The sequence below is a fragment of the Streptomyces sp. NPDC088730 genome, from assembly GCF_044751215.1.
Lineage (GTDB): Bacteria > Actinomycetota > Actinomycetes > Streptomycetales > Streptomycetaceae > Streptomyces.
Map to the genome: position 1 here is coordinate 168,940 of NZ_JBIVLK010000001.1, position 17,875 is coordinate 186,814.

The following is a 17,875-nucleotide window of genomic DNA, read 5'->3' on the forward strand; positions in this document are numbered from 1 at the left end:
TCCACCGCTGCCGTTGCCGAATCTTCCCTGTCCCTGTCCCTGTCCCTCCCTGCCCCTGCCCCTGCCCTTTGCACGCCGTCAGCGTCCCCCTCGCGGCCTGCGCGCCGGCCACGCCGAATCGGACAGGGCGCTGTGCGTCGTCCAGCTGATCCCGCGCACCCCCGGTCTGCTCGCCCGCTTCCTGGAGCGCCAGGCGCAGTGGTGGGACGACCTGGCGGAGGAGCTGGCCCGGCGCCCGGTCCGGAGGCGGAATCCGGCCTCTGTCCGAGGCCGGCCGCCGGAATGGCACTGAACGCCTTTGACGCCGTACTGGACCGGTGGAGACCGCACCGGTGGAGCGCGAGTGACGGGGTGGAGGACCCGGCCGACCCCATCGTCCGGGCCTTCACGGTGATCGCCCCGGCGCTGGACGGCTCGCGAGGACGGCAGGAGTCCTGAACGTCCCTCGCTGTCCGGAATCCACCGCTCTTATTGCACGCTCGTCGAAACACGGGCCGAGGGCGAGGCGGTGGCCCCAGGCTTGACGCAGTCACTGACCGACCCGAGCAAAACGGGGGACACCATGCTCACGCTCAAGAACCTCAGCCGACTCGCCGCAGGCTCCGCGCTGATCGCCGGCACACTCGTCCTCGGGAGCCCGGCGGCCCACGCCGCCAGCTGCTCCGGGGGCAGTTCGGGGATGAACTGCGGCAACTACGCTCCGACCGCCCTGCTCAACCACCCGTGCACCGAGCCCTCGGCCACCTGCGGCAACCGCATCACCCAGGTGGACACGCTGCGCACCACGTACAGCTGGTTCAAGTGCTACGTGCGCGGCGAGAAGCACAGCGGCGGCAACACCGTCTGGTACTACACCAGCGGCGACGACCACGGGGCCTACGGCTACATCCCGGCGTCCCGCGTCTTCACCAGCGTGGACCCGGCGCCCGGCCTCCCGCACTGCTGAGGGCCTCGCGTCCGCACCCCGCCCCGGGCACAGGGAGTGCCCGGGGCGGGGTGCGCGGAAGCCGCGAATCTCGTTGCCCGGCGGCCGGGTTCGTCTGATCATGAACGCTGAGGACCGCCCGCCCCGAGGCGGCCGCCGTGGACGAAAGGCCCTCCGTGCGCAAGCTCGTGTACTACATCGCCGCCACCCTGGACGGTTTCATCGCCGGTCCGGACGGTGCCGACCCCACCGGCCCGGACGGATTCTGGCCGGTCCCGGAGGACTACATCGCGCACATGATCGCCGAGTACCCGGAGACCCTGCCCGGCCCGGCCCGTACCGCGCTGTCCATCTCGGCGCGGGGCACGCACTTCGACACCGTCCTCGAAGGCCGCAGGTCCTACGAGATCGGCCTCAAGGCCGGAGTGACCGACGCCTACCCGCATCTGCGGCACATCGTGTTCTCCCGCACGCTCGGCGAGAGCCCGGACCCCGCGGTGGAGGTCGTGGCGGACGACCCGGTGGCCCGGGTCAGGGAGCTGAAGCGGACGGAGGGCAAGGGCATCTGGCTGATCGGCGGCGGGGAACTCGCGGGCGCCCTGTACTCCGAGATCGACACCCTGATCGTCAAGCTGAGCCCGATGACCATCGGCTCGGGCATCCCGCTCTTCTCCGGAGGGGCCACGTTCAGCCCGAACGCCTGGACGCTCACGGATCACCAGGTGCTGGAGAGCGGGGCGATGTTCCTGACGTACGACCGTGCCGCTCACCCGCGCTGAATCGCTCGCGTCCGGACAGAACCGCCCGCCGCACGGCACGTCCTCGGCTATGCCTGAGCGCCGATGCGCCTATTCTCGACGGCGTTGAACCGGCCGCCAAGTGGCACTCCGGCCACATGAGTTCGGGGGCTTACCAGAATGAGCGGGGCGAACGGGGACCGCGATCTGAAGCCCTCGAACGTCATGCTGACCGTGGACGGGACCAGGGTCATCGGCTTCGGGATCGCGCGGGCCGTCGAGACCTCCGTCGAGGCGCTGCTGACCAGCACGGGGATGATCAGCGGCTCGCCCGGATTCATGGCGCCGGAGCAGCTGAGCGGGCGCGGCGCCGTGCCCAAGAGCGATGTGTTCACCGTCGGGTGCGTGCTCACGTACGCGGCGACGGGACAGCTGCCCTTCGGGCAGGGGGCCACCAACCACCACGCCGTCATGTACCGGATCGTGCAGGAGGAACCGGAGCTGGAGGCGGTCGGGAACCCGGCTCTCCGGGCGCTCATCGCGCGGTGCCTGACGAAGGACGTCGAGCGGCGCCCCGGAGTGGACGAGCTGCTCGCGGACCCCGCCCGGGTCGGCCCGGTGGCGGCCGGGCGGGCCTGGCTGCCCGCCGACGTACTCACCCACATCGCCCAGCAGCTCAGCTGCTCGACGCCGAGGTGCGCCCGCTGCGCGAGGAGCCCGTGGACCGGGCGACGGTGGGCCTGCGCCCGGAGACCGAGCCGGGCGCGGTCGTCCCGCCGCCCGGCGGGGACACCGGGACGGGTACGAAGCCGGATACGGAGCCGGTTCCTGAGCCGAAGTCCAAGAAGGAGAAGGAGAAACAGCGTGACAAGAGCCCGCGTCGGCGCAGGACCAACATCGCGCTGCCCGTCTGCATCGTTCTCGGCGTCGAGGGAGGCACGGTGGCCGTCCTCCAGCCCTGGAGCGGCGGCGGTGGCGGGGTGCACGCGCAGACGCCCGGCGACAGCGTGAGCCCCACCTCCGGCGGCGGCGGCTCGCCGGGCGGGCAGGGCGGCTCCCCTTCCGGGAAGGCGAAGGAGAAGGGCTAAGGGGAGCGGGGGAGGCAGGAGCAAGCCCTCGGGCCACTCGCTACGACATCCACTACACCAACAAGGGGAGCAACTACACCAACAAGAACGTCGACACCGTCTACTCCACGGGCAGCACCAGCTACACGGTCAAGGGCCCGTACTCCGGCGACCAGATCTGCCTCACGGTGCGCGCGGCCAATAGGTACGGCGCCTCGGCCTGGGCGGAGACGTGGTGCGGCATGGTGGATTACTGAGCGCCGCCCCCTGAGCCCCGAGCCCTGAGCCCCGAGCCCTGAGCCCCGAGCCCTGAGCCCCGGGCCCTGGGCCCCGAGCCCTGAGCCCCGGGCCCTGGGCCCCGAGCCCTGAGCCCCGGGCCCTGGGCCCCGAGCCCCGAGCTCCGAGCTCCGAGCTCCGAGCTCCGATCCCGCGGATCCGGTCGGTCAGTCGGTCCCGGCGACCGACCCCGCCCCGCCCCGCACTGCCCTGCGCCGTACCGTCCCGCCGCTCAGCCGATTCGGGCCAGGAACCCGGCGATCAGGTCGTGCAGCACCGCGGGCCGCTCCAGGTGCAGGTCGTGGCCGGTGCCGGGGAGGCAGGCGGCCTCGGTGGCGGGGCGCCGGCGCAGCATCTCGTCGACCTCCCGCGACGGTACGAAGCCGGTCTGGCCCAGGACGAGCAGGGTCGGGCAGGTGACGGCGTCCCACTCGTCCCAGAACGGGCGCTTGGCGTTCTCCGTGATGGAGCCGACCATGACGTCCCGGTCGAACCGTGGCCACCAGCCGCCCTCACGCTCCTCCAGTCCGCCCGCCCAGCCCTCACCGAGCGGCCCTCCGCCGAAGAACCGGACGGCGGCTTCCCGCGAGGGGAACGGTGTCGGCCACGTGTCCAGCCAACTGCCGATCCGGGAAGGCGTGTTCGGGTCCGCGGCAGCCGGACCCGCCTCGACGAGGACGAGCGCGCGTACGCGGGCGGGGTGGGCGGCGGCGGTGAGCATGGCGGTATGGGCGCCCAGGGACTGGCCGATGAGGACGGGCTGTCGCAGTCCGAGCTGATCGGCGACGGCGACGACGTCCGAGACATAGGCGGCGCGGGAGACATCCCGCGGACGGCGTTCGGCGGCGCCGTGCCCGCGCTGATCGACCGCGACGATCCGGAGTTCCGGGCTCAGGTATCGGGCCACGGGGTCCCATTCACCGGCCTGGCCCGCCAGCCCGTGCAGCAGGATGGCGGGCTGCCCCGGCCCGCCCCGGTCCCGGCAGACCAGCCGGACACCGTCCCGCGTCACGGTGCGTTCGGACCAGGGCATACGGGCCTCCAGTACTCGGGGTCGGGGCTCACATCGCGCCGGGCGCCGCGCGCCGGGTGTCAGTCGGGGCGTCAGCGTCGGGGCCGCGGGCCGCCGTCCAGCGCGGCGAGTCCGCGGCGGACGGCGTCGGCCGAGATCCCTCCGGGCCCGGGGTCCGAGTCCCGAGCAGTAGATCAGGAGCGTCGGGGGAGGGGCCAACAGGTTTCGCGGGCCGGCCGGCCCGGGGCGGCCCCGGGCCGGCCCGCCGGCGGGGAGCCGGCCGCGTCAGGCTGCGGAGGAGGCGCAGGGGGCACCGCTGAGGGTGAAGGAGGCCGGGGCGGTGTTCGTCCCGTTCCGGGCCCCGGTGAAGCCGATGGTGACCGACCCGCCGGCGGCGATCGTGGAGGTGTAGGAGGCGGGGGTGACGCTCACCGAACCGCCGGTCCTGGTGGGTACTCCGCCCCACATGTTGGTGACGGTCTGGCCGTCGGTGAAGGCGAACCCGAGCGTCCAGCCGTCGATGGCCGTGGTGCCGGTGTTGCGGACGGTGATCTCGCCCTGGAAGCCGCCGGGCCACTCACCGACGACCCGGTATCCGACGGAGCAGCCGGCTCCCGGTGTCGTACCGCCCTCGTCCGTGGTGAAGACCACCGTGGCCGAGCGCGCCGAACGGTTCCCGGCCGCGTCGCGTGCGTACACGGCGAAGGTGTACGCCGTACCGGAGTCGAGGCCGCTCACCGTGACGGAGGCGGTGGTGGTGGAGGCGACGGCGGTCTCCGTGTCACCGCTGACGCGGACGACGTCGTAGCCGGTGACGGCGACGTTGTCGGTGGCGGCCGGCCAGCCGAGGGTCGCGGAGGTGTCCGTCACGGCGGCGGCGGTCGGGGTGCCGGGCGCGGTCGGGGCCTCGGTGTCGTGCTCTGCGGCTCCGCCGTAGACCGTGGCCTCGCGGGAGGTCCGGGCGATGCCGTCGGCCCCGTGGAAGACGCGCTCGCCCCAGGAGCTGAGCCGCGTGGGGTCGAAGCCGATCGTGAGGTCGAGCACCGGGTCGGTGTTGCCGCTCCACGACCAGGCGATGTAGCCGAGCCCCAGCTGCTCGGCGGTGGCCATCATGGTGTCCTCGTCCGGATCGCCGTACTGGTCGGCGGGGCCGCCGAACTCGCCGATGACCAGCGGGAGTCCGGCGTCCACGAAGGCGTTCAGGTAGTCGGTGACCTTCTCGGCGGTGTTGTAGACGCTGTACATGTGGATCGAGAAAATCAGGTTGCCGGTGGCGTCGGCGTCGTAGACCGCCTGCGCGTTGTCCCGCATGACGCCCTGCCAGTCCTGCCCCCAGTTGGGCGCGTCCACCATGATGGTGTGCGCGAATCCGGCGGCGCGGAGCTTCTGGATCGCGGCGGTCGTGGGCGCGGTCCAGCCGGCGGGATCGGTGTTGCCCCAGGGCTCGTTGCCGATGTTGATGACGACGTAGTCCTCCTGGCCGGCGAGGACGTCCTTCAGTCCGATCCAGTAGTCGGCGGCGTGATCGAGCGTGCCGGCGGCGGAGTCCTCTCCGTAGCCGGTGGTGTCGTGCACCTCAAGTACGCAGATGAGCCGGTTGGCCTTGCACTGGGCGATGACGGCGGCGACGTCCGCCGGGCTGTTCTCGCTCCAGCGGAATCCGTCGGAGAGCACGACGCGAACGGTGTTGGCGCCGGTCGCCTTGATGTCGGCGAGCGACTGCGTCTCGCCCGGATACCAGGCGTGGGCGTGGTTGACCCCGCGCATCACGAAGTCGCTGCCGTTGCCTTCGAGCAGCCGGCCCCCACTGATGTGGAGGCCGGTGGCGGCGGCTGCGGGCCGCGCCTGTGCGGCGGCCTGTGCCGGGGCGAGACCGCCGAGGGCGAGTAGTCCGAGGAGGGTGGTCAGGACGGTCAGGAGGACGGTGACGACGGGACTCCTGCGCGCTGGGTTCTTCGCCGTGCCTTGTGCTGTTCTCACTGCGGCTCCAGGGGTGGGCGGGTCAAGAGCTGAGCTTCGACAGACGTTCCATGGCTTGACGGTGCGAAGTGGGAGCGCTCCCACGGCATGCGCTCCTATGAAGCCATTTAGTCAGGGGCACGTCAAGAGTTCGGACCGGTCCGGGTGTGCGCGCGGAGAGGCGGCGCGGCCGGGGTGCGGAGTGGTGGCTCGATGTGAGCGGTGGTCCGCAGGCGAATTATCGTTCCGGTTTGTCCTTTGAGGTCCAATACGCATAGATTTCCGCCACGTTGTGCGCCGGCTGTTTCCTCCGGGAACGCTGTGAACGCTGTTCGCCCCCGGAACGTGGCCGAGCGGCGGCGCGACCCGTCATCCTCGGCTGGGAGGGCTCCGCCCACATGTCCGGAACCGTCGACCGGTGGACCACAGCACTGCGCAGAGCCTGGAGGACCGGCACGCTGTGGCCGTGGTGCCTGGCGGCCGTGGCAGCGGTCTGCGGCTACGCCGTGGCAACCGTCTTCCACCCCGGGTACCTCAGCGCGGACAGCAACACCCAGCTGTGGCAGGCGCTGGGGGACGAGCCGGTGAACGACTGGCACCCCCCGGTGATGGCGCTCCTGTGGCGAGTCCTCATCCGGATCACGGGCGACTTCTCGGCCATGGCCGCGCTGCAGGCCGCGGTGCTGTGGGGGACGCTGTGGGCCCTCGCCCGGCTGGTGTGGAAGCGCTCCGGCAGCCGAGCGCTCTCCCTCGCGGTGCTGGCCGTGGGCCTCGCGCCGCACATCGTGAACTTCACGGGAGTGGTGTGGAAGGACGTGCACCTGGCGTACGCGCTCCTCGCCGTCCTCGCGATCGCGCTCACCTTGCGTGAGCTGCCCCGCGAACGGACCGTGAGCCGCTGGGCCCTTCTGGTCTCGGGCCTGCTGTTCCTCGCGTACGCCGCCCTGGTGCGTAAGAACGGCGTCCCGGCCGTGATCCCGGTCTTCGCCCTCCTGGTGCCGGCCGCGTGGCCCGCCCCGGGCCGGCGCCGCTGGCTGGCCGCCACCGGTGTCTTCGCCGCTGTCGTGATCGCCTGCGGTGCCGGTGTGTCCGCGGCCACCACTCCGCTGGCCACCCGGGTGTACGCGGTGATCCCGGTGGACGACCTCGCGCACGTACTGACCCCGGACCAGATGCGCTCTGCCGCGGAACAGGCCCACGCGGGGCCGGACCTGCGGGACCGGCTGGTCGCCACCGCGGTGAACTGCCAGAAGCGGCACATCGCCTCGGACGCGTACCTGCAGTGCTTCCCGCACACCAAGCCCTTCGACGTCACCTACTTGGATCGGCACGCCGATGTCATCGTCCGGATGTGGGCCCGGCAGATGCCACGCCACTGGAAGGGCTACGCCGAGTACCGGGGCCGGGTCTTCACCAAACTGCTCTTCCAGAGCAACCAGACCTTCTGGGACGGCACCCGTGCCAACGCCGGTGCCCGACTGCACCCCTCGGTGCGGAAGGAGCCACTGAACGACACGCTGAGGTTCGCTCTGCAGAACTACGTGACCGGCTTCACCCGCGATCTGCCGATGCTCTTCCAGGGCTGGTTCTGGCTGGCCGTCTCGCTGGTGCTCGTGCTGCGTCGCCGCCGGGCTGGTCCCTACTCCCGGGAAATCCGCCTCCTCGGGGCGAGTTCGCTCCTGTACATCCTCGCCTACCTGCCCACGGCGCCGGAGTCCAACTACCGGTACGTGTACTGGCCCGCGCTCGCCGGGACCGTCGCCCTCGCACTCGTCGCGACCGGCTTCGTGACACGCCGCCGCGCGGCAGCGGACCGCGCGGCCGGTGTGCCGGACGACCGCCTCGCCGTGCCACCGGCCGGCCGGGCGCCCGACGCCGCTCCGGCAGGGCCGCGCGAGGACGCCGGGGCCGCGCTGTGACCGTCCGGAGCGCGGAGTGAGCCCCGGCCCGCAGGCGTGACGGACGGGGACACCCCCGCACCGGTCAGTCCTGCGCGAGTTCGCTCCGGCATCGTTCGCTCCTGCACCGAGCACTTCGGCATCGAGCACTCCCGCACCGAGCACTCCCGCACCGAGCACTCCCGCACCCAGCCCTCCCGCACCCAACTCCCGCATCGAGCACTCCCGCACCGAGCACTCCTGTGCCGATCGCCCTTGCGTCAAGCGCCCCTACATGGAGCACTCCTGCATGGAGCGCTCCGGCGTCCAACAGCCCTGCGCAGAGGCCCCCGAGGTGTCGTAGGGCGCCACTAGGCTGTGGATCATGTCGGACGACTCCCCTCTCATACAGAGCCTGCGCACCGCGGTCGCCGCCGCGCCCGCCGATGTGCCCCTGCGGCTCCACCTGGCCCAGCTCCTGCTGGCGGCGGACCGGTCCGACGAGGCCGTGGCCGAGGCGGCCGTGGCTCTGCAACACGCGCCGGGCGACGCCCAGGCCCGGGACCTGATGGCCAGGGCGATGGGCGCGCCGGCCCCGGCAGCCTCCCAGCCCCCGGCAGCCTCTCAACTCCAGCCCAGGCGCACCGGGTTCGACTGGAAGGCCGCGGAGGAGCAGGTCGGGGACGCGGTGCCGCCGCGGTTCACCGAGGCGCCGGTCCGGGCGGACGGGCAGGACGACTCCGCGGGCGCCGACGCGTGGGACGTGGAGGACCCCGGCACCGTCCGGCTGGCCGACGTCGGCGGCATGCAGGAGGTGAAGGACCGCCTGGACGCCGCCTTCCTCGCCCCGCTGCGCAACCCCGAGCTGCGCAAGCTGTACGGGAAGAGCCTCCGCGGCGGGTTGTTGCTGTACGGGCCGCCCGGCTGCGGCAAGACGTTCATCGCGCGGGCGGTGGCCGGCGAACTCGGCGCCGCGTTCCTGTCGGTGTCCGTGAACGACGTGCTCGACATGTGGATCGGCAACTCCGAACGCAACATGCACGAGGTCTTCGAGACCGCCCGCCGGCAGGCGCCCTGCGTGGTCTTCCTGGACGAGCTGGACGCCCTCGGCGCCAAGCGCAGCCGCACCGGGCACAGCGGCATGCGCAACGTGGTCAACCAGCTGCTCAGCGAGTTGGACGGCATCGACTCCGCGGCGAACGAGGGCGTCTTCGTCCTGGCCGCCACCAACGTGCCCTGGGACGTGGACAACGCCCTGCGCCGCCCCGGCCGGCTGGACAGGACGATCCTCGTACTCCCGCCCGACGGACCCGCCAGGGAGGCGATCCTCCGCTACCACCTGCGGGACCGGCCCATCGAGAACGTGGGGCTCGGCAAGCTGGTCAAGATCACCGAGGGTCTGTCCGGCGCGGACCTGGCCCATGTCTGCGAGGCGGCGGCGGAGCGTGCGCTGCTGGACTCGGTGCGCACCGGAACCGTGCGGATGATCGGCATGAAGGACCTGCTGGCCGCCGCGGACGAGGTCGTACCGTCCGCCGAACCGTGGTTCTCCTCCGCGCGCAACGTGGCGATGTTCGCCAACGAGGGCGGCATGTACGACGACCTGGTGACGTACCTGAAGAAGAGGCGCAAGCTGTGACCACGACCCTGCACCCCGCGGTGGAGCGGGCCGATCTGCTCATCGACCTCAAGCGGTACGAGGAGGCCAGGGAACTGCTGGCCCAGCGGCTCGCGGAGGACCCCGAGGACATCAGGGCCTGGGTCGAGCTCGCCCGGAGCCATGTCGAGGACGGGGAGGACGGCGCGAAGGCGCTGGAGGCGACCGAACGGGCGCTGGCCCTGGACGCCGAGGACATCGGGGCGCTCCACATGCACGCGCGCGCCCTGCGCGTGGGCGGCCGCTTCCCGGAGACCGAGGGCGTACTGCGCGAGGCGATCCGGCTGGCGCCCGACTACTGGTTCAGCTACGCACGGCTCGCCGACTGGCTGTGGCGCATCAGAATGATCACCGCCGGACGGGCCCACGGCGGCCAGGTCCGGCGCGAGGACATGGAGGCCGCCCTGCGGGAGGCCGACGCCATCGCCCAGGAGGCCATCCGGCTGGCCCCCGAGCAGGTGTACGGCTACGAGGTGGCCTGGCTCATCGCTGACATGTCCGCCAACCGGAGCGTCGCCGCCCGGATGGACGAGGCGATCCTCCGGCTGGACCCGCAGCACGAGCAGGCCCTGGCCCGCCGGACGAAGGCCGCGGCGACCGCCCCCGGCGTCAAGGCGACGGAAGCGGCCACCCTTTACGCCGACGCACTGGCCGCCGCCCCGGACTCCGCCCCGATGCAGCGCGGACTGGACGCGGCCTCCTACCGCCTCCTGCGCGGCCTTCGCTGGCTCGCCCTGCTCTGCCTGGCCCTGGCCGCCACGGGCATCGACCTGTTCGCCACGGACGGGGACACCCAGCGGGAGCTGCCGCTGCCCCTCGGCCAGCGCCTGTGGGACCTCGTCCCGATGGCGGTCATCTGGGCCCTGGGCGCGCTGCTCCGCTACCGCCGCCTGCGGGCCGGCATCCGGGTCAACCTGCGCTCCCTCATCCGCCGCCTGCCCTGGTCCCGCATCGTCTTGGGCCAGGCGGCGTGGGCCATGCTCTGCGCGCTGCTGATCACCCAGATCCCCTGGACGGACCGCACGATCCCGCTGGTGCTCTTCTGGACGGGCCTGGTGCCGTCGGTGGCGACGATGTGGTTCGACCGCCCGAAGGCTGCTTGAGCCGCGTGATGCCCGGTCGGCGGGCACCACGACCTGGACTCAGTACCTCAGCAGTGCCACCGGTCCACGCCGGCCCGGCAGCCGCACGTGATCTTCAGTCCGGCCGCGTCCGTGGTTGTCGCCCCGACATCGGCGTTCCTGCGGAACCGCCCGGCGTGATAGCAGTTGTCGGCGCAGGAACGGATGCTGCAGACCCGCGTCGCGGAGGATCCGCCCCGCCGCCGTACTCCCGCCCGAACTGGTGCTGCCGCCGGACGAGAACGACCCGCAACCACTGGACGTACCGCTGGAAGGGGTGCGCCGCGGATGCGCACACGACTCGTCCGGTTCTACGATCCTGAACGAGAGCTTGGCGGAGGTGCTGTAGGTACCGGTAACGACTGAATTCCGACCGCAACTTCATGCCTTTCCAGGCCTCTCCACCGAGTCCCGGGCAGGATATTCAGCGGAGTTTCTCGGTCACGGCCGGCGGAGGCAGCCGGACGGCCCGGCGGATGAAGGATTCGTCCAGCTGCTCGCCAGCCCGGTGCATCTCCCGGACAGCCTTCTGTCACCGGGAGATGGTGCGCGGATCGTCGAAACGGATCCCGCCCGTGAGTTTCTCGTCGTCGTCATACAGCACCTCGTACATCACCGAGGAGCCGAGGACCACGATCTCCGGAAGCGGCGCTGCGCTTCGTACCGGAGGATGCCATCCCGGCCGAGGACTCTCGTGTCCTTCCCGCACAGGCGGAAGCCTCCCAAGACGCGCGCTAGCCTAGCCGCCGCCCCGCCAGTACCTCAACGCGCAGCTTCGTAACCGGATGGCCGCCGCTCCGGACGAGGCGGCGTCGGCTGAAGCCCACCTGGACACCGCCGGGCCCACCGGTAACCCAGCGTGGCGGGCATGGCTCCGGCAACGCGCCACGGCAACGGAATTACGCGAGCCGGAGCGCACCGACGATGACCGCCGCCACGCCCACCTCTACGGCTGGGACCGCTGGACGGAGGTTGCCGACCATTACGCCACGGACCCCGAAGACGCCCTGGACCTCTACGGCGCCCGTCTGTGCGCCTACGCGGTCAAAGACGCTTCGGGTTGTTGGCGGGGACCGTGATGCGGGCGCGTCGTGCCACCCCACCGCTGGACTTCGCGGCAGCCCTGGGCCGGACGGGACGGCAGTGCACATGCATTCGACGCTGTCATGATCAGCCCGGCGCGAGTCCGGTCGTTGCGGCCGGCCAGCCTCGGGCAGCTTCACTGTGATCCGCCCGCTGTGTCCGGTCGATGCAGCGGGACGAGCTGTTGTGTTCCGGTGGCCGGAAGTCACTGCCTGACATTGTGCCGGGCGTGATCTCCGTTACCTTCGGGGGGACTGAACGGAGAGCTGTGATGACTCGGGGCTGGGAAGCCGATCGTTCTTCGCCGCTGGTGCGCCGCTTGGGTAAATCCCCCACCGACCTGGGGACCACGGGCGGCGAGCAGGGGTGCCCGGACATCTGGGAGCTGGAGAACGGTGACATCGCCGTCGTTGGCCGCGACCTCACCGATTCCTACCTGCCGAGCCTTCCGCCCGGCCTCGTCATCGCCCCGGACGAGCGGATCGTCGTCATCCCCCGCAGGACAGCAGCTGCGGCGAAGGAGGACCTTCCTGATGCTTAGCCCACAGGCCGACGGCTCCGGGCAGCACACGGGACTTGACGACTATTCCGAGGACTTCGGCCGCCACTTCTGGAGTTCCGGCCCCGATGGATTCTGGAAGCTCGAACGCCAGCAGAGCTTCCAGGAGCCTGGGGTGGACCTTCAGTAAGGGACACTGGGACAAGTCCCTGGCGCTGATCGAGGGACAGCGGGGTCATGGGAAGTGCTTCCGGCGGATCGCTGGAAGCGGGTTCGCCTCCACCGTGTGCGCTGTGTGGAGGAGCCCATCTCTCCGTACCTTCAGTGGAACTCCATCTGCTGCACCTGACGGCCCAGTATGGGGAGGGGCAGCGTTGGGATGGAGGTGCGTGTCAAGCCACTCGACGCGCTCGGATATCCCGCCGGGTGGTGTGGCCACCCCAGGCTGCAAGATGCGCGCGTTCTTAACCGTTCTGTCCATCGGCTGCCTATGACTGGCCCTGCATACGAGGCTCGCTACTGCGCGGTTCACCATGGCAGACCTAAGGCGCAATCGCAGCTCTCTGTCAGCACAACCTGCTATCGCGCACCTATCCGACAAATTCAGCCCAAGCTTCTGGGCTGACGTGGAACGGGCCGCCGCTCGGCTGCTTGCTGTCGCGTACGGAGGCGCCGATGGCAGTGAATGCGGCTTCAACGCACTCAGTGCCGCTGCCCCCTCTGTAGGACGACTTGAACCACCGGGCGCCCTCGTGATCCATCACAGCTCCTCGCAAACCTGGTTCAGGAGCGCGGCAGAAGACTGGAGATCCAGTGCTTGTGCGCGCAAGTACTCGAACGCCAACTTATAGCGTTCGAGTTCCTGCGGCTTCTCCATGAACAGGCCACCACACCGTCGATGATGTCCACGTAAACCACGTCCAGTTCGGGGGTTGCCCGGCCCAAGATGACAAAGCTGCCCACCGCCGCGGCATGTGCACCAGCTGTGAACGGCAGGATCTGAACCGTAATGTTGGGCTGGCCCGAGACGGTGACCAAGTGCTCCAGTTGCTCGCGCATGACGGATCGCCCTCGCTGCCCGGTGGGGCGTGATCCTTCGTGGCGACTCCAAAGTCACATGGTGCGAGCCCGCCACTGGTCTACTGGCAGCTGACGGTCACGTGCATGGCCTACAGGTGGCGAAGGCTGAAGCGCTCCTAGGGCTGTGTGGCCTGGGGGAGCGTGTGGGGCCCTCGCGTCACGAACTGGTGAGTGCCACGGAAGGTGCTCAAGTGGCGACTGGCCTGATCGCTGACCTTCTTCACTGGTTGCGGGCGCATGGCTTCGACGTCGATGAGGCGCTCGACCGGGCGCAACTCCACTTCGAAGCCGAGGTCGAAGGGGACTGGCCATAGCCCCTCGCTAGTTCTCCGATTGCATCAAAACGGACACTTCGGGGCGCATTGTGATGAGAATCGGCCATGATCGGCCAGAAGTGTTGATCGGTGCCCGGGAATCGGCAGCATGTTCGCATGTCGCCCTCGAAGCCCATCTTCTTTGGATCGCCTCTCGGTGTAACCGAGGGGCAGTGGTTCCCTACGCACGATGCGCTCTATGCCGCTGATGTGCACAGGTTTCGAGGTCGAGGTATCTCCGGTACCTCGCACGAGGGTGTCGACTCCATTGTTGCCAGCGGTGGCTACGCGGGCGACGAGGACCTGGGTGACGTCATCGTTTACACGGCACAGGGCGGGGCTCCTGATGAGGGCGGCTGTCTCACGGCAGACCAGGAGCTGACTGGGGTCAACGAGGGGATGTTGATCAACTATCGGGAGGGGTTGCCCATCCGGTACGTGCGGGGTCTAGGTATTAAGCGAGGTAAGGCTACTGAGGGCTACCGGTATCGCGGCCTGTATCTCGTCGAAGGCTATTGGAGTGTGCGAACCGATCGCGGTCACCTCATGTGGCAGTTTCGTTTGGCGAAGGCGATGGCCGGTGAGCGTTGGGATTCGGGCGACGTAGGCGACGTCGTTGGGGATGAAAGGGCAACGCCGCTACAGCAGGCAGCTGCTCGGTACGTGAGTACTCAGCGGCGGGTGCGTAATACGGCAGAGGCGCGCGCCATAAAGTCTCTCTACGGCAACACCTGTCAGATGTGCCGCGTACCTGTGGTGGTAGACGCCCACGGTGCGCGATATAGCGAAGGTGCCCACATACATGCGCTTGGTAGGCCGCATGGTGGTCGTGATGTGAGGAGTAACATTCTCTGCTTGTGTCCGAATTGTCACGTACTTTTCGATAATGGGGCACGCCTTATTACGGACGACCTTAAGGTCGTGGACCCTCTCACGCGAGAGGTCCTTGGTGATCTCTACGTGGAACCGGATCACCAAATCGACCCGGCATGTGTGCATCAACACCGCACTCGGTGGGCGGACCGCTCGCAGGACCTTTAGGGTGGTTAACCCGCGGCGATTGCTGAATACGTCAACACGTCAGCAGGCACTTCGTGACGAAGTTTCCACGTGATGCCCATCGGCTTGCTTCCCTTGTGCTCGACGTACTCGGCCGGGCCCAGCAGTATCCAAGGTTGCGGGCCGCCGATGTCTGTCTTCTTGTAGCGACGGACGAAGAGCAGCACGTGAGATCCGCTCTCCTTGTGGGTCTGGTAGCGAAGGCCCGTGGGAGACGTCTCGGACGTCTGGTTCTGTGACTCCCAGTGGAACAGAGTTTCGTTCAAGGCATAGTCCTTGTAGCGCGTCTCCGGGGAGAAGTCCTTTTCGTCTTTCTCTAGGGTGATGAGTAGTGCGTCCGTCTGGATGTTCTCGCACCATTTCACGCCCTCTCGGAAGTGTCCAGGCATGAAGCGGTCCACTGTGGATTGGCCTAGCGCGGGAAGGATTTCTTCGCGGCTGTATGAGGCGTGGACGGACAGCGGAAGGCCGGCGTGCGTGTCGAGGAGCGGGATCGGCAGGTGGTCGGCCTGATTGAGGACATGGGCCAGGACCTGGCGGAGTTCGTCCCGGAAGGCCTGTTGACTTGCGAGAGTGTCGAAGCCCTCTTGGTAGCTCGCAAAGTCGCCGCCCAAGGGCCACAGGGAGAAGAAGAACATGCGGGCGTATAGCTGTTCTTGGGCGGTCAATTGGTCGTACGTGGGAGCTTCGTCGCTGAGAAGCTTGGTGTACGCGGAGACGCGGGTTGGGTCGTCGACGTGGAGGAAGGCCGATACCCGCTTCAGCAGCGCTGCTTCACCGTCGGGTTCGGTCTGAGCGAGGAGCTTGGCTCGGCGTAGCAGGCCTGTCCATGAGTTTCCGTTCCCACGGTAGAGCTCCTTGAGTTCTCGACCGCTCTCCCTGAGGTAGTCCGCCAGCCGCGGCTCTGCATACGCGGCTACCTCGCGGGCGAGCTGGGTGACGTTGACGCCAATCTGGTTCCTGATGTTTTCGATGATCAGCGCCTTGGCCTTCGGCTCAAGGATGATCTGGCAGCCAGAGGGGAGTTGAGGGAAGTCGTGCTCAACGTTTGTCAGTAGACGGTTGCGCGTCAGGTTGGTGAGGGCCCGGAACTGTTCCTCGAAGCGGAATTCCTTGCGGTGCTGTCCGATGAAGTCGAGGACCGTGAGCACGGCCTTGTCCTCCGTGCGGCGGAGGCCACGTCCCAATTGCTGAAGGAAAACCGTAGCGCTTGAGGTCGGCCGGAGCAGGAGCAGGGTGTCGACATCTGGGATGTCGAGGCCTTCATTGAACAGGTCCACAGAGAAGATGACCTGGAGTGCGCCGGAGCGCAGCTCATCGAGTGCGGATTTACGCTCCTGCGGTGACGATTCACCGGACAGGGCTACGGCGTTGAGACCTGCGCGGCGGAAGTACTCGGCCATGAAGTGGGCGTGTGCGACTGAGACGCAGAAGCCCAGAGCGCGCATCATCCCCGGGTCGGTGACCTTGTCCTGTACGGCTTTGATGACGAGCCGGGCCCGGGCGTCGTTGCCCGTGAAGAGGTTGCTGAGGGCGCCTACGTCGTACGCTCCCCGCTTCCACTTGATGGCACTCATGTTGGTGTTGTCTGTGACGCCGAAGTAGTGGAACGGGCTCAGTAGCTCGTTCTCAAGAGCCTCCCAGAGCCGCATCTCGGCTGCGATTCGGCCGTCGAAGAACTCATCCTGAACGTTCAGCCCGTCCATCCGCTCGGGGGTGGCAGTGAGGCCGAGCAACTCCTGCGGCGTGAAGTGGTCAACGATCCGTCGATAGATGGGTGAAGTGCCGTGATGGAACTCGTCGATCACGATGACATCGAAGTGGTCTGGGGCCAGGCGCTCCAGGGCACGCGCATTCAATGACTGGACACTCGCGAAAACGTGGTTCCAGTCGGCTGGGACTTCACCGCTGTAGAAGAGCTCGCCGAAGTTCGCATCGACCAAAACGTTCTGGTAGACGCGAAGCGACTGCTCCAGGATCTCCTTGCGATGGGCCACGAAAAGCAGACGAGGGTCCCGCCCGAGCTTCTGTCGGAGGTGCTTGTAGTCCAGGGCTGCCATCACCGTCTTGCCCGTGCCGGTGGCGGCGACGAGCAGATTGCGGTTCCGCCCGTGGACGGTGCGCTCGACTTCAAGGCGTTCAAGCATGTCGCGCTGGTGTGGGTACGGGCGGACGTCCAGACCGGAGAGCGTGATGATGTTGCGCCCCTGCGGACCGGAAGACCCACTGGCGTGGGAGAGGGCTTCATCCAGTCGTTGTGCGTCACGGTCGGGGTCGTACGTCTCAAAGGAGCGCTCGCTCCAGTAGGCGTCGAAGGTGGCCTCGAACTTGCGAAGGACTGATGGGGTCGCAACCGACGACAGGCGTACGTTCCATTCGAGCCCGTCTAGGAGCGCGGCCTTCGACAGGTTGGAGCTGCCAACGTACGCGGTGTCGAAGCCGCTCTCGCGGCGGAAGAGCCATGCCTTGGCGTGCAGGCGCGTCGACCGGAGCTCGTAATTGACCTTTACCTCAGCGCCGAACTCGCGAACCAGCCGGTCGAGCGCCCGACGTTCTGTGGCACCGATGTATGTCGTTGTGAGGACTCTGATAGGGACCCCGCGGTCGCGAGCAGACATCAACGACTGTTCGAGTACGCGTAGACCGTGCCACTTCACGAAGGCGCACAGCAGGTCTACGCGGTCCGCTGTCGCTAGTTCGGCACGGAGCTCGAAGCCCAAACTGGGATCTTCGGGTGAGTTCGTGATGAGCGCGGTCTCGGAGAGCGGAGTCGCGGGACGGATGGCGTAGACGCCAGGAGCCTCCTGCTCCGCGACAGCGAGAAGCTGTCGCGGTCCCTCGACAATCAAGTCGACCCACTCGGAAGCGCCTTCAAGAGTGTTGAGGGATTCCAGGATGTGGTTGGCGGTGAGCACCTGCTCCGCTGGTGTCAGCCCCTGAAGCACACGGCGCACAGTGTTCGCGATGTGGCGAGACAGAACGTGAGGCGTGGATTCACCTCCCACCACTTCATCGATGGCGTGCCAGCCCGAGGCATCGAGCTGCTTCATGCGCTCTTCGAGACGCCGGGTGATCAACGTCTCGTACAGCCCGGCAACCGGTCCCGCTTCCCCTGCAGCTTGGCTGGGCATGGCCGAGTCCCCCCATCGCGATGTCTATATGCGTAGTTCTACCAAGGGAGACTGACAAACCCTGACCACGTGGCAACG

At 68.5% G+C, this 17,875-nt stretch carries 15 protein-coding genes and 3 pseudogenes; 13 read left to right on the forward strand and 5 right to left on the reverse strand.

Translation table 11 applies throughout. From position 1 onward, the window contains the following. Window positions 1–68 precede the first annotated feature (68 nt). The 5 genes and pseudogenes from ACIP89_RS00740 to ACIP89_RS00760 form a co-directional block, all read left to right on the forward strand. Window positions 69–438, forward strand: a pseudogene (locus ACIP89_RS00740) (TetR family transcriptional regulator); the annotation flags it as partial. An 82-nt stretch (window positions 439–520) separates the two neighbouring features. Beyond that, window positions 521–946, forward strand: coding sequence for a hypothetical protein (locus ACIP89_RS00745; RefSeq protein WP_401921903.1), 426 nt, complete (start codon window positions 521–523; stop codon window positions 944–946). Window positions 947–1,101: 155 nt separating this feature from the next. Then, a complete protein-coding gene (locus ACIP89_RS00750) occupies window positions 1,102–1,704 on the forward strand; it encodes a dihydrofolate reductase family protein (protein ID WP_401923649.1) in 603 nt (200 codons plus the stop codon). Between the two features lie 183 nt (window positions 1,705–1,887). Continuing rightward, a pseudogene (locus ACIP89_RS00755) lies at window positions 1,888–2,205 on the forward strand (serine/threonine protein kinase); the annotation flags it as partial. 176 nt (window positions 2,206–2,381) lie between these two features. After that, window positions 2,382–2,750 (forward strand): hypothetical protein, encoded by a 369-nt coding sequence (locus ACIP89_RS00760; RefSeq protein WP_402113509.1) that lies wholly within the window; start codon window positions 2,382–2,384, stop codon window positions 2,748–2,750. A 487-nt stretch (window positions 2,751–3,237) separates the two neighbouring features. On the opposite strand, the gene ACIP89_RS00765 is transcribed toward ACIP89_RS00760, so the two are convergent. Together ACIP89_RS00765 and ACIP89_RS00770 are read right to left on the reverse strand one after the other, a co-directional pair. Then, a complete protein-coding gene (locus ACIP89_RS00765; protein WP_401921924.1) occupies window positions 3,238–4,038 on the reverse strand; it encodes an alpha/beta fold hydrolase in 801 nt (266 codons plus the stop codon). A 264-nt stretch (window positions 4,039–4,302) separates the two neighbouring features. Next, on the reverse strand, window positions 4,303–5,997 hold the full coding sequence (locus tag ACIP89_RS00770; RefSeq protein ID WP_401921893.1) for a cellulase family glycosylhydrolase: 1,695 nt from the start codon (window positions 5,995–5,997) through the stop codon (window positions 4,303–4,305). 377 nt (window positions 5,998–6,374) lie between these two features. Between ACIP89_RS00770 and ACIP89_RS00775 the strand changes: the two genes are divergently transcribed. From ACIP89_RS00775 to ACIP89_RS00800, 6 genes are all read left to right on the forward strand, one after another. Continuing rightward, on the forward strand, window positions 6,375–7,895 hold the full coding sequence (locus ACIP89_RS00775; RefSeq protein WP_402112186.1) for a hypothetical protein: 1,521 nt from the start codon (window positions 6,375–6,377) through the stop codon (window positions 7,893–7,895). 343 nt (window positions 7,896–8,238) lie between these two features. Continuing rightward, a complete protein-coding gene (locus ACIP89_RS00780) occupies window positions 8,239–9,492 on the forward strand; it encodes an ATP-binding protein (protein WP_402112188.1) in 1,254 nt (417 codons plus the stop codon). Then, window positions 9,489–10,613, forward strand: a complete 1,125-nt coding sequence (locus ACIP89_RS00785; protein WP_402112191.1) for a tetratricopeptide repeat protein — start codon at window positions 9,489–9,491, stop codon at window positions 10,611–10,613. Before ACIP89_RS00780 ends, ACIP89_RS00785 begins: the two co-directional genes overlap by 4 nt. 1,372 nt (window positions 10,614–11,985) lie before the next feature. Continuing rightward, a complete protein-coding gene (locus ACIP89_RS00790) occupies window positions 11,986–12,255 on the forward strand; it encodes a hypothetical protein (RefSeq protein WP_402112192.1) in 270 nt (89 codons plus the stop codon). After that, window positions 12,248–12,403, forward strand: coding sequence for a hypothetical protein (locus tag ACIP89_RS00795; protein WP_402112194.1), 156 nt, complete (start codon window positions 12,248–12,250; stop codon window positions 12,401–12,403). Before ACIP89_RS00790 ends, ACIP89_RS00795 begins: the two co-directional genes overlap by 8 nt. 96 nt (window positions 12,404–12,499) lie before the next feature. Next, window positions 12,500–12,562, forward strand: coding sequence for a hypothetical protein (locus ACIP89_RS00800; RefSeq protein WP_402113436.1), 63 nt, complete (start codon window positions 12,500–12,502; stop codon window positions 12,560–12,562). Between the two features lie 241 nt (window positions 12,563–12,803). Here the strand turns inward: ACIP89_RS00800 and ACIP89_RS00805 are convergent, their stop codons facing one another. Both ACIP89_RS00805 and ACIP89_RS00810 read right to left on the reverse strand, forming a co-directional pair. Beyond that, window positions 12,804–12,974, reverse strand: a complete 171-nt coding sequence (locus ACIP89_RS00805; RefSeq protein WP_402112197.1) for a DUF397 domain-containing protein — start codon at window positions 12,972–12,974, stop codon at window positions 12,804–12,806. After that, window positions 12,974–13,284 (reverse strand): annotated as a pseudogene (locus tag ACIP89_RS00810) (DUF5753 domain-containing protein); the annotation flags it as partial. The pseudogene ACIP89_RS00810 and the gene ACIP89_RS00805, both read right to left, overlap by 1 nt. 200 nt (window positions 13,285–13,484) lie before the next feature. Between ACIP89_RS00810 and ACIP89_RS00815 the strand changes: the two are divergent. Then, window positions 13,485–13,607 (forward strand): hypothetical protein, encoded by a 123-nt coding sequence (locus ACIP89_RS00815; protein ID WP_402112200.1) that lies wholly within the window; start codon window positions 13,485–13,487, stop codon window positions 13,605–13,607. 117 nt (window positions 13,608–13,724) lie between these two features. Further along, entirely contained in the window at window positions 13,725–14,648 is a 924-nt protein-coding gene (locus tag ACIP89_RS00820) for a YDG/SRA domain-containing protein (protein ID WP_402112201.1), read from the forward strand. Window positions 14,649–14,653: 5 nt separating this feature from the next. On the opposite strand, the gene ACIP89_RS00825 is transcribed toward ACIP89_RS00820, so the two are convergent. Beyond that, complete coding sequence (locus ACIP89_RS00825; RefSeq protein WP_402112203.1) at window positions 14,654–17,797, reverse strand: DUF3427 domain-containing protein; 3,144 nt, start codon at window positions 17,795–17,797, stop codon at window positions 14,654–14,656. Window positions 17,798–17,875: the final 78 nt, after the last annotated feature.

What these genes read in the sequence shown, in the direction of transcription:
- ACIP89_RS00765 (WP_401921924.1), bottom strand. Translation starts at nt 4,038, where the DNA reads ATGCCCTGGTCCGAACGCACCGTGACGCGGGACGGTGTCCGGCTGGTC.
- ACIP89_RS00775 (WP_402112186.1), top strand. Translation starts at nt 6,375, where the DNA reads ATGTCCGGAACCGTCGACCGGTGGACCACAGCACTGCGCAGAGCCTGG.
- ACIP89_RS00780 (WP_402112188.1), top strand. Translation starts at nt 8,239, where the DNA reads ATGTCGGACGACTCCCCTCTCATACAGAGCCTGCGCACCGCGGTCGCC.
- ACIP89_RS00790 (WP_402112192.1), top strand. Translation starts at nt 11,986, where the DNA reads ATGACTCGGGGCTGGGAAGCCGATCGTTCTTCGCCGCTGGTGCGCCGC.
- ACIP89_RS00795 (WP_402112194.1), top strand. Translation starts at nt 12,248, where the DNA reads ATGCTTAGCCCACAGGCCGACGGCTCCGGGCAGCACACGGGACTTGAC.
- ACIP89_RS00805 (WP_402112197.1), bottom strand. Translation starts at nt 12,974, where the DNA reads ATGGATCACGAGGGCGCCCGGTGGTTCAAGTCGTCCTACAGAGGGGGC.
- ACIP89_RS00820 (WP_402112201.1), top strand. Translation starts at nt 13,725, where the DNA reads ATGTCGCCCTCGAAGCCCATCTTCTTTGGATCGCCTCTCGGTGTAACC.
- ACIP89_RS00825 (WP_402112203.1), bottom strand. Translation starts at nt 17,797, where the DNA reads ATGCCCAGCCAAGCTGCAGGGGAAGCGGGACCGGTTGCCGGGCTGTAC.